The 12,475-nt window shown below is 72.4% G+C and carries 12 protein-coding genes; 4 read left to right on the top strand and 8 right to left on the bottom strand.

Annotation, left to right across the window (positions count from 1 at the left end; genetic code table 11):
• Positions 1 to 215 precede the first annotated feature (215 nt).
• Positions 216 to 437, bottom strand: coding sequence for a DUF7489 domain-containing protein (locus CP980_RS32280; RefSeq protein ID WP_132760953.1), 222 nt, complete (start codon positions 435 to 437; stop codon positions 216 to 218).
• Positions 438 to 509: 72 nt separating this feature from the next.
• Positions 510 to 1,358, bottom strand: a complete 849-nt coding sequence (locus tag CP980_RS32275) for a MurR/RpiR family transcriptional regulator (RefSeq protein WP_132760952.1) — start codon at positions 1,356 to 1,358, stop codon at positions 510 to 512.
• A gap of 70 nt (positions 1,359 to 1,428) precedes the next feature.
• Between CP980_RS32275 and CP980_RS32270 the strand changes: the two genes are divergently transcribed.
• The gene (locus CP980_RS32270; protein ID WP_150530436.1) at positions 1,429 to 2,286 is read left to right on the top strand and encodes a DMT family transporter; all 858 of its coding nucleotides are present in this window, start codon (positions 1,429 to 1,431) and stop codon (positions 2,284 to 2,286) included.
• Positions 2,287 to 2,465: 179 nt separating this feature from the next.
• Here the strand turns inward: CP980_RS32270 and CP980_RS32265 are convergent, their stop codons facing one another.
• Positions 2,466 to 4,694: a sulfatase family protein gene (locus CP980_RS32265; RefSeq protein ID WP_150529766.1), complete on the bottom strand. Its 2,229-nt coding sequence runs from the start codon at positions 4,692 to 4,694 to the stop codon at positions 2,466 to 2,468.
• Between the two features lie 261 nt (positions 4,695 to 4,955).
• On the opposite strand from CP980_RS32265, the gene CP980_RS32260 reads away from it, so the two are divergent.
• On the top strand, positions 4,956 to 5,528 hold the full coding sequence (locus CP980_RS32260; RefSeq protein WP_150529765.1) for a rhodanese-like domain-containing protein: 573 nt from the start codon (positions 4,956 to 4,958) through the stop codon (positions 5,526 to 5,528).
• 35 nt (positions 5,529 to 5,563) lie between these two features.
• Here CP980_RS32260 and CP980_RS32255 read toward each other — a convergent pair whose 3' ends face one another.
• The 3 genes from CP980_RS32255 to CP980_RS32245 are packed head-to-tail and all read right to left on the bottom strand — an operon-like array spanning position 5,564 to position 8,495.
• Positions 5,564 to 6,316 (bottom strand): amino acid ABC transporter ATP-binding protein, encoded by a 753-nt coding sequence (locus CP980_RS32255; RefSeq protein WP_165937471.1) that lies wholly within the window; start codon positions 6,314 to 6,316, stop codon positions 5,564 to 5,566.
• A gap of 23 nt (positions 6,317 to 6,339) precedes the next feature.
• Positions 6,340 to 7,308, bottom strand: coding sequence for an ABC transporter substrate-binding protein (locus CP980_RS32250; RefSeq protein WP_150529764.1), 969 nt, complete (start codon positions 7,306 to 7,308; stop codon positions 6,340 to 6,342).
• Positions 7,305 to 8,495, bottom strand: a complete 1,191-nt coding sequence (locus tag CP980_RS32245; RefSeq protein ID WP_229907371.1) for an LLM class flavin-dependent oxidoreductase — start codon at positions 8,493 to 8,495, stop codon at positions 7,305 to 7,307. The genes CP980_RS32250 and CP980_RS32245 overlap by 4 nt, the downstream gene beginning before the upstream one ends.
• Positions 8,496 to 9,121: 626 nt before the next feature.
• On the opposite strand from CP980_RS32245, the gene CP980_RS32240 reads away from it, so the two are divergent.
• Complete coding sequence (locus CP980_RS32240) at positions 9,122 to 10,156, top strand: amino acid ABC transporter permease (RefSeq protein ID WP_150529763.1); 1,035 nt, start codon at positions 9,122 to 9,124, stop codon at positions 10,154 to 10,156.
• Positions 10,157 to 10,216: 60 nt separating this feature from the next.
• Here CP980_RS32240 and CP980_RS32235 read toward each other — a convergent pair whose 3' ends face one another.
• Positions 10,217 to 10,861, bottom strand: coding sequence for a dihydrofolate reductase family protein (locus CP980_RS32235; RefSeq protein ID WP_132760946.1), 645 nt, complete (start codon positions 10,859 to 10,861; stop codon positions 10,217 to 10,219).
• A 195-nt stretch (positions 10,862 to 11,056) separates the two neighbouring features.
• Between CP980_RS32235 and CP980_RS32230 the strand changes: the two genes are divergently transcribed.
• Complete coding sequence (locus CP980_RS32230) at positions 11,057 to 11,656, top strand: TIGR03086 family metal-binding protein (protein ID WP_132760945.1); 600 nt, start codon at positions 11,057 to 11,059, stop codon at positions 11,654 to 11,656.
• A 37-nt stretch (positions 11,657 to 11,693) separates the two neighbouring features.
• Here CP980_RS32230 and CP980_RS32225 read toward each other — a convergent pair whose 3' ends face one another.
• Positions 11,694 to 12,410, bottom strand: coding sequence for a TetR/AcrR family transcriptional regulator C-terminal domain-containing protein (locus CP980_RS32225; RefSeq protein WP_150529762.1), 717 nt, complete (start codon positions 12,408 to 12,410; stop codon positions 11,694 to 11,696).
• Positions 12,411 to 12,475 lie beyond the last annotated feature (65 nt).

The following is a 12,475-nucleotide window of genomic DNA, read 5'->3' as shown; positions in this document are numbered from 1 at the left end:
GAGACCGCCGGTATTCCGCCTTCCCCGGAGTAATCCGCCCGCGATCGGTTCGGTCCCGTCGTGTTCGCGCATACGCATGCACCGCCTTCGGCATTCTCCCCGTCGCAGGGTTCGGATCGGTTTCGATCCTTTGTAGTCGCCCCGGTGGCGGCCGGACGAATAGTTGGCCCCGGATGCTAAGAAATCGGCGCGCGATCCGGGTGGCCCGCAGGCGGCTACTCCTTGACGGGGTCGGCTCCCGGCCGCTTCACGATCCGGTCGCCGGCCGCGATCGACTTCCACAGTCCGCGGCCGATCCGGATCTTGACCGTTTCGCCGTCGGCGAGGCGGATCTCGGCGAAGTGGTACATGTTCGAGCCGTCGAGCATGCCCCGGGAGAGGTTGACCACGACGCCTTCCCAGGCGTCTTCACGTCCGACTTCGTGTGAGTTCGACATGTGAGGAGCGTACGGAGACCGACCACGCCTCCGGTAGGGCCACGCATCCCGTCCCGGGCCGTACAAATGTCATCAGTACGAATGGTCGACCGTGACGTCCGCGGACAGCCGCAGGGCCGCTTCGGCCGGCGCTCCGCGCAGTCCGAGCAGGGTGAGGGTGAGGGCATCGATCACGGTGAGGTGCGCCAGCCGGCTCGCGACGGTCTCCAGTCCGAACACCAGGTCCTGGCCGCCCGCGACCAGCGTGCGGTCGGCGGTCTCGCTCAGCGGCGAGCGGGCGTAGCTGGTCAGGGCGAGGACCCGGGCTCCGGCCCGGCGCGCCCCGCGGGCGGCGTCCACCGTGCTGCGCGTGGCGCCCGTATGGCTGATGGCCAGGCAGGCGTCCGCGGACGTCAGCTGCGAGGCGGCCAGCTGCGCCGTCAGCGGATCGGCCGGAGCGTCGACCGCGCAGCCCAGCGCGCGGAGCCGGTAGGCGGTGTCCAGCGCGACGGCGCCGGAGAGGCCCGCGCCGACGATCAGCACCCGCGCCGCCGCGCCGATCAGTGCGGCCGCCGCGCGCAGCAGCTCCGGGGTGACCGTCGCCGTCACCCCGTCCAGTGCCTCCCGGGCGGCGCGGACCGTGTCGGCCAGGGCGCGGGCGGCCGGGTCCCGGTCCCGGGAGGGCTCCTGCGCGGGGGCCTGCCGTGCGGCGGCGATCTTCAGCTCCTGGTACCCGCGGAAACCCAGCCGCTGGCAGGCCCGTACGACCGTGGAGGACGCGGTCCCGGCCAGCGCCGCGACATCGCTGACGCTGAGGTGCACCAGCTCCGGGCCCTGGTCCAGCACGACCTGCGCCACCCGCGCCTCGGTGTCGCGCAGCTCGGAGAGGTGGGCCCGGACGTAGGCGGCGAGCCCGCCCCTTGCTGCGGAATCAAATTCCATGGAGATAACCTACCAAGGAAACTGATTCCACCGGTCGCGGGGAGCGAACGTGCCAGTAAGCCTGCCGTCCATGACGGGTGCGGCCGTCGTGCCCGTCGTCGTCCTCGCCTCGGCGGTACTGCACGCCACCTGGAACGGCCTCACCCACGGCCTGAGCGACAAACTGGCCGGTTTCACGCTGATCAGCCTCGCCTCCGCCGGGTGCGGAGCCGTGCTCGTCTGCCTCGCCCCGCTGCCCGACCCGGCGTCCTGGCCGTACATCGCCGCCTCCGCCGCACTGCAGGTCGCGTACCAGCTCCTGCTGCTGCGCTCCTACCAGCTCGGCGACTTCGGCCAGATGTACCCGACCGCCCGGGGCACATCGCCCATCGTGGTGGCCTTGGTCTCGACCGCCTTCCTCGGCCACTCCCTGCCCGCCGGCCAGGCCCTCGGCATCGCGGTGGTCTCCTGCGGGCTGGCCGGTCTCGCCTTCGCCGACGGGCTGCCCGGTCGCGCCCAGCTCCCCGCGCTGGCCGCCGCGGTCGGCACCGGCGTGATGATCGCCTCCTACACCCTCGTCGACGGCAGCGGCGTCCGCGCCTCGGGCAGCGTCTTCGGCTACATCGCCTGGCTCTACCTCTGCCAGGGGCTCGTGCTCCCGGTCATCGCCCGGGCCCGCCGGGGTCCGGCCCTGCTCACCGCCCTGCGCCCGCTGTGCGGCCGCGGCCTGGCCGGCGGGCTGCTCTCCCTGCTGGCGTACGGGCTCGTCGTATGGGCACAGTCCCGCGGCGATCTCGCCACCATCGCCGCCCTGCGGGAGACCAGCATCGTCTTCGGCGCCCTGATCGGCGCGGTCGTGTTCCGCGAACGTCTCGGCCACCGCCGCATCGCCGCCAGCGCCGCCGTCCTGGCCGGCATAGCCGTGCTCCAGCTCACCGGCGGCGCCTGAGCACCGGGACAGGGCTGCCGAGGCGTGTGGGGGCGGGCCGTCACGGTGAGGACGCCCGTGTCGCCGTCCCGGACACCGGCCGGCTCCTCCCCCGCCCCCGGCACCTGGAGCGGAGCCGGGTCGGTGAGGATCCCGTGGTGCCCACCCACTTTTCCGGCGCCCCGCGGGCCCCGCACGCCTCAGAGCACCGTCACCCGGGCGAGGGCCCAGGAGGTGTGGTCGAACGCCGAATTGGCGTTGGCGTCCTCGACCACCAGGTGCAGCAGCTTCACCCCGCGGACGTCGACGTCGACCCGCACGGGGCCGCCCGCTCCGGTCAGTTTGCCGGTGGTGAACAGCACCTTGCCGTCGCCCCGTACCGAGGCCTTCGTCGCGCCGGTGGCGGCCTGCTTCGTGGAGAAGTCGTCGATGCCGACGAGCGCGGTGAAACGGTCCGCCGTCCCGCCCAGGTGGTAGACGATCTCGGAGGGCGCGTGCACGCCGAGGCCCTTGGCGTAGGTCACCCCGCCGAACGAGATCGGCGTGCCGTCCCCCGCCGCGTTGCGCCCGTTGGAGCGGTCGCGTTCCACCGGACCCCACCCGTTGCTGGCCGACACCCACGCGAGATCGCTCAGATACGAGTCCGCCACCGGGGCCGCCGGCACCGTCGACACCCGCTCCGGGACGGAGAACCGCAGCGGCCCGGTCGGCGACTGCGCCGTCCCGTCGAAGGTCAGCGGCCACTGCGTGCCGGGGGCGGCCGTCGCCGGCGGGGTGAGGCGCCAGGACGTGGTCAGCGCGGCCCCGGGAGCCAGCTGGTCCCGGCCGGTGGCGGTGGTCGCCTGGACCTGCCAGCCCGCCGGGGCGCCGAGGGCGAGGAGTGCGCCGGTCCAGGCCCTGGCCGACCCGTTGGCGAGGGTGGCCGTCACCGTGAAGGGCTGACCGGGCACGGCCGGCCCCTGGATCTGCGCACGGACGCCGAAGGGCCCCCGGACGTACGTGTCCACCCACGAGGAACGCATGAGGGCGACCAGGCCGGTGACCAAGGACGGGTTGGCGGCGGCGACGTCGCGCTGCTCACCGGGGTCGGAGGCCAGGTCGTACAGCTCGACCTGCCACTGCGCGTCGGGCAGGGCGTGGTCCCTGACCGGCGCGAACCGCACGGCCTTCCAGTCGTCCTTGCGCACCGCCTCGGCGAGCCAGGTGGCGCGGCCGCCGTCCTCGGCGTTGGCGCGGCTGGTGACCCCGCGTTCGTCCCGGTACCAGTAGAGGTGGTCGTGGAGCGCGGCGTTGGGGGACCCGGCGAGCAGCGGGGCGGCCGACAGCCCGTCGATGTCGGCGGGCGCGGGTGCGCCGCCGAGCTCCGCCAGGGTGGGCAGTACGTCGGTGAGCGGGGTGGGACGGTCGGTGGTCCCCGCCCCGATCCGGCCCGGGGACCAGGCGATCAGCGGGACGCGGATGCCGCCCTCGTAGAGGTTGCGCTTGTAGCCGCGCAGCGGGCCGTTCGCGTCGAACAGGTCCGGGTTGACCCCGCCTTCCTCGTGCGGGCCGTTGTCGCTGGTGACGAGGACGACGGTGTTCTCGGCGATGCCCAGCGCGCGCAGCCGGTCGGTGACCTTCCCGACGAGGGAATCGAAGTAGGTGATCTGGGCGGCGTGGCCCTTGTTCTGCTGGGACCAGGTACGGGAGGCGTAGGCGCCGACGTCGGGGATGTCGCTCGGTGCGTGCGGCACGGTCGGTGTGAGGAAGAGCAGGAAGGGCTCGGCGGCGTGGTCGCCGATGAAGTCCAGGGCGCGCTGCTCGATGAGCTGGGGGGCGTACGCGCCCTTCGCGCCGCCCGCGTTGGCGGCGATCGTCTCCTTCGCACCGTTGTGCCAGAGGTACTGCGGGTAGTACTCGTGCGCGTGCCCGTGGTCGATGTATCCGTAGAACTCCTCGAAACCACGGGAGTTGGGGTGGCTGGGCTGGTCCCCCTCCTCCGGCCCGAAGCCCCACTTCCCGATCACCGCGGTCCGGTAGCCGCGGGCGCGCAGCACCTCGGCGAAGGTGGTGTCGCCGGCCTTCAGCGCACCGGGGACCCCGTCGGGGTTGGCCCGAACGGCGGAGTGGCCGGTGTGCAGGCCGGTCAGCAGCGAGCAGCGGGACGGCGCGCAGACGGCGGCGGTGGAGTAGGCGTCGGTGAACTTCAGGCCCTCGGCGGCGAGCCGGTCGATCCGCGGCGTGGTGATCAGCTTCTGGCCGTACGCGCCGAGTTCTCCGTAGCCGAGGTCGTCGGCGAGGATCACCAGGAAGTTCGGGGTGGCCGTACCGGCGTCCGCGGCGGCGCCCCGGTCCGACGCGGGCGCCGCGAGGGCCTCCGGCGCGGCCGGGAGCGCGGCGAGGCCGAGGGTCGCCGCGGACCCGGCGATGAAGTGGCGGCGGGTGGTCATCAGGGGGCTCCTCGGCTGTGGCGAACGGAGTTCGATCATGCGGAGAGCCCCCTCTGAGGGCCATGCACGCGGTATTAAAAGCGTGTGACGGCCCGGCTCGCCGTCCTGCACTGCGGCGTTGTTGCCGCAGCATGGCAACCGCATGGCAGTCGTGTCGTGCGGCGGCCGCGAGGGCGCCGGGCGTCTAGGATCCCCGGCACGTGCCTCCGGCCTTCCCTTCCGCGCAGGCCTTCCCCCCTCTGCCAAGGAACGCGATCTGCCATGAGTGTTGCCGCTGCCCTGAGCGTGAGCGAGGCGTTCTCCCGCCGCCACGGGCTGACCGTCGTCGATGTCCGTACTCCGGCCGAGTTCGCGTCAGGCCATCTGCCCGACGCCGTCAACGTCCCGCTGGACCGCATCGGTCGCGCGCTGCCGGAACTCCGTGAGACCGCCGCGCTCAAGCCCTTGCTGGTGGTGTGCGCCTCCGGCGCCCGGGCGCAGAACGCCGTCGCCACCCTGGCCTCCCACGGCGTCGAAGCCTCGTTCCTCACCGGAGGCACCACCGCCTGGGCGGCCGAGGGGCACGCGCTCGACCACCCCGCGGACCGTCCTCGGGCCGTCTGGGCCATGGAGCGCCAGGTCCGGTTCACGGCGGGTGCCGTCGTACTGCTCGGGCTGGCCCTCGGCTTCCTCGTCCATCCGGCATTCCGGTTGCTGTCGGCGGGGATCGCGGCGGGTCTGGTCTTCTCCGCCCTCAGCAACACCTGCGGCATGGCGGTCGTACTCGGCAGACTCCCCTTCAACCAGCGGGGGAAGGCGCCACTGCGGAGCTCGTCGCCGTCGCCCCGCGCGTAACGCCTCCTCCTTCGGCTGACACGGAGCGTGTGCGGTCAGAGGACCTTGGCGAGGAAAGCGCGGGTACGGGCGTGTTGCGGGTCGTCCAGGACGGCCGCGGGCGGCCCCTGTTCGACGACGGCTCCGCCGTCCATGAACACGACGGTGTCGGCGACCTCGCGCGCGAATCCGATCTCGTGCGTCACGACGATCATGGTGGTTCCGGCGCGGGCGAGGTCCTTGATGACGTCCAGGACCTCGCCGACCAGCTCCGGGTCGAGCGCCGAGGTCGGCTCGTCGAAGAGCAGCACCTTGGGTTCGACGGCGAGCGCGCGGGCGATGGCCACGCGCTGCTGCTGCCCGCCGGACAGCTGTAGCGGGTAGGCGCCGGCCTTGTCGGAGAGGCCCACGCGCTCCAGCAGTCGGCGGGCCGTCGCCTCCGCCTCCCGCCGCGGGCGGCGCAGTACGGAGACCGGCGCCTCGACGAGGTTGTCCAGCACCGTGAGGTGCGGGAAGAGGTTGAAGTTCTGGAAGACGAACCCGATGCGCGTGCGCTGTCTCAGGACCTCCTTCTCCTTCAGCTCGTGCAGTTTGCCGCGGGAGCTGCGGTAGCCGATCAGATCGCCGTCGACGCTGATCCAGCCGCGGTCGACCTTCTCCAGGTGGTTGACGGTGCGCAGGAGCGTGGACTTGCCCGAGCCGGAGGGGCCGAGGATCACGGTCACCTCTCCGGCACGGACCTCCAGGTCCACACCGCGCAGCACTTCCAGCGCCCCGAAGCTCTTGTGGACCCCGCGCACCTCGACCATGACGTCGCTCACGGACCCGCCCCTCACGCGTGCTCGGCCGGGTTGATCTGCGACGTGTCGATCGCGGAGGCGGTGGTGCCCCACTTCTTCAGGATCCGCGCGTAGATGCCGTCCTTGATCAGCTCGTTGACGGCGGCCTGGAGGGCGGGGGTGAGCGGCGAGCCCTTCTTGAACGCGAAACCGACGTCGAGGCGGTGGTACTCGCCGAGGAACGTGGTCTGCGCGGCCGGCTGTGCGGCCTGGTGTCGCAGGCCGTTGATCGTCGACATGACGACGTCGATACGGCCCTGCTGGAGTGCGGTGGTGACGGCCCCGGTCTCGGAGAACACCTTCACCTCGTACGGCTTCTTGCCGGCGGCGGCGCAGATGCCCTTCTGCGCGGTGAGGGTCTTCTCGAACGTCGTGCCCGCGCCGGTGCCGATGGTCAGTCCGCACAGCTGGGTGAGGTCCGAGACCTGGGTGGTCAGGGTGGTGTTGCCCGTCTTGACGGCGAAACCCTGCCCGTCGTTGACGTAGGTGACGAAGTCGATGGTCTTCAGCCGTTCGGTGGTGACACCGAAATTGCCCGTACCGAAGTCGTACTTGCCGCTGCCGAGCGCGGGCAGGATCGTCTCGAAGGAGGCGTCCTGGCGCTGCAGCTTCACGCCGAGGACCTTGGCCACCGCGTCGGCGATGTCGATGTCCTGGCCTGCGGGCGGCTTGTCCTGCCCGTTGGGGTAGTAGGCCGCGGGAGGGGCTCCGACGGAACTGCCGACCCGCAGGGTGCCCGCCTTGCGGACCTCGGCGGGCAGCAGGGCGGCGACCGACTCCACGGGCCGGACACCGGCGACGGGGTCGTCGGCCGGGGCGGAGGACACCTGGGCGGCGCCCGTACCGGCCGCGACGGCGCCGGAGCCACCGGAGCCGCAGGCGGTCAGCGCCAGGAGGAGCAGCAGGGCGAGGGCGGCCGCGGTCCGCGGGCGGGTGCGGGTCCCGTTCCCGGGGAGGTTCACAGCGAGAGGGCCTTTCCGTCGTGTGCCGCGTGTGCGGCGTGCGTGGCTTCGTGCGTGGCTTCCTGCGTGGCGTCGCGGTCGGCAGCGCGGTCGGCGTCTCGCTTCGCGACCTCCTCCCGGACGAGCGGGATCACGTACCGGCCGAAGTCGACGGCGTCGTCCAGCAGGTCGTAGCCGCGCGCCGAGAGGATGTCGACGCCGAGGTCGTAGTAGTCCAGCAGTGCCTGGGCGGCCGTCTCCGGGGTGCCGACGAGGGCGTTGGAGTTGCCTGCCCCGCCGGTGGCGGCCGCGGTCGGGGTCCACAGCGCCCGGTCGTAGCGCTCTCCCGCCTCGGCGATGGCGATCAGCCGCTGCGATCCCGTGTTCTGGGGCGCCGAGGCCTCCAGGACGCCGTTGCGGTGGTGGCGTACGAGGCCCGCCTGTCGGCGCTGCTTGATCGCGCCGACCGTACGGTGGGCCTTCTCCCAGGCCAGTTCCTCGGTCGGGGCGATGATCGGGCGGAAGGCGACCTGGATGCGCGGCACGTCGGTGCGGCCCGCGGCCCTGGCGGCGGACTTCACGGTCTCGATCTGCTCGGCGGTCTTCGCGAGGGGCTCGCCCCACAGGCAGTAGATGTCGGCTTCCGCCCCGCCCGCGGCGTAAGCGGCGGACGAGGAGCCGCCGAACGAGACGCTCGGGCGCGGCTGCTGGACGGGGAAGACGTCGCTGACGAAGTCGTGGAAACGGTAGTGCTCGCCCTCGTGGTCGAAGGGCTCGCGGGTGGTCCAGATCTTCTTGACGATACGGATGTACTCGCGGGTGCGGGCGTAGCGTTCGTCCTTGGTGAGGGTGTCGCCCTCGCGGCCCTGCTCGTGGTCGTTGCCGCCGGTGATGAAGTGGACGGTCAGGCGGCCCTCGCTGATCTGGTCCAGGGTGGCGAAGGTCTTGGCCGCGTAGGTGGGGTACGAGACGTTGGGCCGGTGGGCGAGCAGGATCTGGAGGTGGTCCAGTCTGCTCGCGATGTACGCGGCCGCCGGGGCGGGGTCCGGGGATCCGGAACCGTAGGCGAACAGCACGCGGTCCCAGCCGTGGTCCTCGTGCGCCCGGGCGAGCCGGAGCGTGTACTCCTTGTCGAAGGCGGCGCCGGATCGCGCGGTGGTTTCGGAGCCGTTGTTGGTCGCGGCGATGCCGAGGAACTCCACGGGCATGGGGGTGGCCTTTCGGAACGGGAGGGCGCGGGGGCGCGGGCGTGCCCGCGGACATGGCTGAACAGCCTCTGGCGCAGCAGAAATTGACGACACGACAGAGGGGCACATGGGCATGGGACATGGGCACGGGAGGGCGCCGGCGTGACGACGCGGGGCGTCGGGAGGAACGGGGTTTCGGCGGCGGCGCACGCCCGGGCTCACGGCAACGCGCCTCGTACGGCTCGACGCGTGTGCCCGGTGGGCGTGCGAAGGAGGATCTCGGCCCGCGACGGGGTCACCGAGGGAGGGAAGGGCCGATCAGACAGCCCGCTGCCGCGTCAGGCGCAACACACCGCGGACCACACCCGACCGAAGTCGATGTAGTCGCGCGAGACCAAGCGCTGATGGGCATTCATGCGACTACTTGAGCAGTACATCCTGCTCTTCGTCAAGCAAGGGCCCGAATGCCGGACAGCAGTCCGGCCCTCGCGTGGTTGACACGGCCGGGTCGTGGGCGCATACGATCGCCGGAGAAGGGTTCCCCGCCAACGCGGATGCCCTTCACCCGCGTTGAGGGACGCGGTGAGCGTGACGACACGAGTGCCCATTCACCCACGCCCGCGCACCCTTCCCTGGAGAGCCTCCCCATGGCCACCCCGCCCGACGTCTCAGCCGCCTCCGCCGTATCCGCCCCGGACGACACCCGCGCCGGGGCGGCGGCCGCCGTCCCGGCCAAGCGCCCAGGGCGGCCCGGACCTCCCGGGACCGAGCCGCCTCCGATCGTGCCGCGCCGGCACGTGGGCCGCAGGCTGTCCGCGGCCGCGGCCCTGCTGGTCCTCGCGATGGTGCTGGCGTCCGTCGTCCGCAACGAAGCCTTTCAATGGGAGGTGGTGGGCCGGTACTTCACCACCGAAGCCGTACTCGACGGACTGCTGCTCACCCTGTGGCTGACCGGCGCGGTGATGGTGCTCGGCTTCCTCTTCGGCACCGTACTGGCGGTCATGCGCCTCTCCGCCAATCCGGTTCTGCGGACAGTGAGTTGGGGCTACGTGTGGATCTTCCGGTCCACCCCGCTGCTGGTGCAGCTGCTGTTCTGGTTCAACATCGGCGCCCTGTACCCCACCCTCGGCCTCGGCATCCCGTACGGCCCCCAGCTCTTCACCGTCAAGACGGTGAACCTGCTCGGCCCGACCCTCACCGCCGTCATCGGCCTGACCCTGCACGAGTCCGCGTACGCCGCCGAGGTGGTGCGCGGAGGCATCCTCTCCGTTGATCCCGGCCAGACCGAGGCCGCGCAGGCCCTCGGACTGAGCAGGCTCCGCACCCTGCGCAGGATCGTCGTGCCCCAGGCGATGCGGTCGATCGTGCCGACCGCCGGGAACATGCTGATCGGCACGCTCAAGGGCACGAGCATCGTCAGCGTGCTCGCCGTGCACGACCTGCTGTACTCGGTGCAGCTGGTCTACAACCAGAACTACCAGGTGATCCCGTTGCTGATGGTCGCCACCGTTTGGTACGTCGCCACCACGACCGTGCTGAGCGGCGGCCAGTACTACGTCGAGCGGTACTACGCGCGCGGCGCCTCCCGCAGCCTGGCGCCCACGCCGCCGCAGCGGCTGCGCGTCCGGCTGGCCGCCCTGCGCTCGCAGCTGCACGCGGTGACCGGCCCCGGCGGACGGTAGCCCGGACGGACCGTGGGCCCTCAGTCCGGTCCGGGGCTACGTCCCGTGGCGCCGGCGGCCTCAGGCGTCGTTCCCGACCCCGCGGTCGGGTGCGCTCATGTCCCCCGTCGCGGGCGTGCCGTCGGCGATCCCGTAGCGCAGGTAGACGGTGCCCTTCGGGCCGGCCGCCGGAGGTTCGAGGAGCGTGACGTTGGTGGGTACCGCGCCGTCGTCGAAGACCTTCTTGCCGACACCGAGCACGATCGGGTGCACCCAGAGGTCGAGCCGGTCGAAGAGCTTCTCGCGCAGGAGGCTCTGCACGAGGTTCAGACTGCCGACGACCTTGATGTGCTCGTGCCGGTCGCGGATCTCCCGTACCGCGGTGGCGAGGTCGGGGCCGAGCTGCGTGGACCCGGCCCACGAGAGGTCGGGCCGGCCGCGCGAGGCCACGTACTTCGGGACGCTGTTGAAGAGCGCGGCGATCTCGCCGTCCTCCCCGCCCTTCTGGTGGGGCCAGTAGGCGGCGAAGATGTCGTACGTCCGCCGGCCGAGCAGGAGGGCGTCGGTGCCCTCGTACGCGGCACCGACCTGCGCCCCGGAGACCTCGTCCAGCAGCGGCGCCTGCCAGCCGCCGAACGGGAACCCCGCCGGGTCCTCGTCGGGGCCGCCGGGCGCCTGCCCGACGAGGTCGAGGGTCGCGAACATCTCGATGTGGATGAGGCCCATGGCTTCCTCCTGATGAGTCGGTTGTCTCCGTCAAGAGATAGACCTGCGCACGCCCCGGAACTCATCGACACGGCGGAGCCCGGTGCCCCCCTGCTTGGAGTCGGTCCCACGGACGGACCCGCGTGGCGATGAGTCCCGACCCCCTCACCGGTCTACCCTTCAGGCCCAGTACCCAGAGGGAGCGAGGAGCGGCAGATGTCCGACACGACGGCAATCGACCTCGGGCCGCAGACCCGGCTCGTGGCCCGTCTCGCGGGGGAGGTCACCGACGCCGCGCTCGCCGGCCGGACGCCGTGCCCCGAGTACACGGTCCGCGAGCTGCTCGGCCACCTCACGGGCCTGGCCGTCGCGTTCCGCGACGTCGCCCGCAAGGACCTGGGCGCCACGACGGACACCGCCCCCGGCACCACCACGCCCTCCCTGCCGGCCGGCTGGCGCGAGGAACTGCCCCGGGCCCTCGCCGAAATGGCCGAGGCCTGGAAGGAACCGGCCGCCTGGACCGGAATGACGCGTGCCGGGGGTGTGGACCTCCCCGGCGCGGTCGCGGGCGCGGTCGCCGCGGACGAACTGGTCGTCCACGGCTGGGACCTGGCCCGGGCCACCGGCCAGGAGTACGCACCCGACCCCGCGGCGCTGCGCGTCTCGCACGCCTTCCTGCTGGAGGCCGCCCAGGACGCGGGGCGCGGCGGCGGCATCTTCGGAGCCGTCGTACCCGTGCCGGACGACGCCCCGCTGCTCGACCGGACGGTCGGGCTGAGCGGGCGCGATCCGCGCTGGACGCCACCGCGGCCTTGACCGCCGTCGAGGTGGGCGACGCGTCGACCGGGACCGGTCAGCCGGTGTCGAGGCCGTCGATCAGACGGTTCAGGAACCGGGCGAAGGTGGCGTCGGGCGTGAGGGGGCGCCCGGGGGTGGCGAGGGCTTCGGCGAGCTCCGGGTGCTTGCCGTCCGCGGCGACGACCGCGAGGTAGCGGGCTTCGGCCGCGGCCCGGTCCGGGGACTGTGTCAGCGCGGCCTGCGCCGTCTCGTGGGCGACGTGCCCGGCCACGAATGCCGTGAGCTGGGCGAAGACCTCCAGCTTCGCCGCCCCGTCCAGTCCGGCGGGCCGCAGGGCGGTGAGCACGCGTTCCAGGAAGGCCAGCGTGTTGGGTCCGGGGACGCGGCGGGTCGTGAGGGCGGCGGGCAGCCAGGGGTGGCGCAGCATGTGGGCGCGCTGGAGGCGGGCGGTCGTCTTCAGGTCGGCGCGCCAGTCGCCGGTGAGCGCGTACGCGGTCGGCAGTTCGCCGGTGACGTGGTCGACCATCAGGTTCAGCAGCGTCTCCTTGTCGGGCGCGTAGCTGTAGAGCGACATGACGCCGGCTCCGACCTGTGCGGCGACCTTCCGCATGGTGACGGCTTCGAGCCCTTCCGCGTCCGCCAGGGCCACGGCCGCCGCGGTGATCGCCTCGCGGCTGTAGGCGGGCTTGCGGCCCTTGCGGGGCTGGTCGGAGCCCAGCCAGAGCTGCTGGGGGTCGAGCGCCGGGGCGTCGGCGCTTCCGTCGCGCGGCACGGCCCACGCTCCTCTCCATGATCGGCGGCCCTTGCGGGGCCCAGTCAAGCATGCTCTATTCTCGT

It is taken from the genome of Streptomyces vinaceus, from assembly GCF_008704935.1.
GTDB classification, from domain to species: Bacteria; Actinomycetota; Actinomycetes; order Streptomycetales; family Streptomycetaceae; genus Streptomyces; species Streptomyces vinaceus.
The sequence above is the reverse complement of the archived record's forward strand: the minus strand, read 5'-3'. Positions and strand labels throughout refer to the sequence as shown.

Coding starts and splice junctions, on each gene's coding strand:
- CP980_RS32280 (WP_132760953.1), bottom strand. CDS start 437: ATGTCGAACTCACACGAAGTCGGACGTGAAGACGCCTGGGAAGGCGTC.
- CP980_RS32275 (WP_132760952.1), bottom strand. CDS start 1,358: ATGGAATTTGATTCCGCAGCAAGGGGCGGGCTCGCCGCCTACGTCCGG.
- CP980_RS32270 (WP_150530436.1), top strand. CDS start 1,429: ATGACGGGTGCGGCCGTCGTGCCCGTCGTCGTCCTCGCCTCGGCGGTA.
- CP980_RS32265 (WP_150529766.1), bottom strand. CDS start 4,694: ATGACCACCCGCCGCCACTTCATCGCCGGGTCCGCGGCGACCCTCGGC.
- CP980_RS32260 (WP_150529765.1), top strand. CDS start 4,956: ATGAGTGTTGCCGCTGCCCTGAGCGTGAGCGAGGCGTTCTCCCGCCGC.
- CP980_RS32255 (WP_165937471.1), bottom strand. CDS start 6,316: ATGGTCGAGGTGCGCGGGGTCCACAAGAGCTTCGGGGCGCTGGAAGTG.
- CP980_RS32245 (WP_229907371.1), bottom strand. CDS start 8,495: ATGCCCGTGGAGTTCCTCGGCATCGCCGCGACCAACAACGGCTCCGAA.
- CP980_RS32240 (WP_150529763.1), top strand. CDS start 9,122: ATGGCCACCCCGCCCGACGTCTCAGCCGCCTCCGCCGTATCCGCCCCG.
- CP980_RS32235 (WP_132760946.1), bottom strand. CDS start 10,861: ATGGGCCTCATCCACATCGAGATGTTCGCGACCCTCGACCTCGTCGGG.
- CP980_RS32230 (WP_132760945.1), top strand. CDS start 11,057: ATGTCCGACACGACGGCAATCGACCTCGGGCCGCAGACCCGGCTCGTG.